The 383-nt window shown below is 46.0% G+C and carries 2 rRNA genes; both read right to left on the bottom strand.

Going from position 1 to position 383, the window contains the following annotated elements:
- Positions 1 to 97 (bottom strand): 23S ribosomal RNA (locus WA279_RS20800); the annotation flags it as partial.
- Between the two features lie 170 nt (positions 98 to 267).
- Positions 268 to 383 (bottom strand): 16S ribosomal RNA (locus WA279_RS20795); the annotation flags it as partial.

Here is a 383-nt window from a genome sequence, read left to right as displayed (position 1 = left end):
GCTTGCTTACAGCTCCCCGAAGCATATCGGTGTTCGTCCCGTCCTTCATCGGCTCCTAGTGCCAAGGCATCCACCGTGCGCCCTTTCTAACTTAACCGTTAAAAAGAATCACTATGTGATATCTTGTGTTACTAATTGAATGTGATGTCTACTGTTATCTAGTTTTCAAAGAACACGTTTCGAAGGAATGATCCTTCAAAACTAAACAAGACAGGGAACGTTCTGTTTATAAGACCCAAGGTCTTATATTCCGTATAATATCCTTAGAAAGGAGGTGATCCAGCCGCACCTTCCGATACGGCTACCTTGTTACGACTTCACCCCAATCATCTGTCCCACCTTCGGCGGCTGGCTCCTAAAAGGTTACCTCACCGACTTCGGGT

Origin of the sequence: Bacillus sp. 204(2023), from assembly GCF_037027505.1 — a bacterium.
In the GTDB taxonomy this organism is placed as follows: domain Bacteria; phylum Bacillota; class Bacilli; order Bacillales; family Bacillaceae; genus Bacillus; species Bacillus subtilis.
The sequence above is the reverse complement of the archived record's forward strand: the minus strand, read 5'-3'. Positions and strand labels throughout refer to the sequence as shown.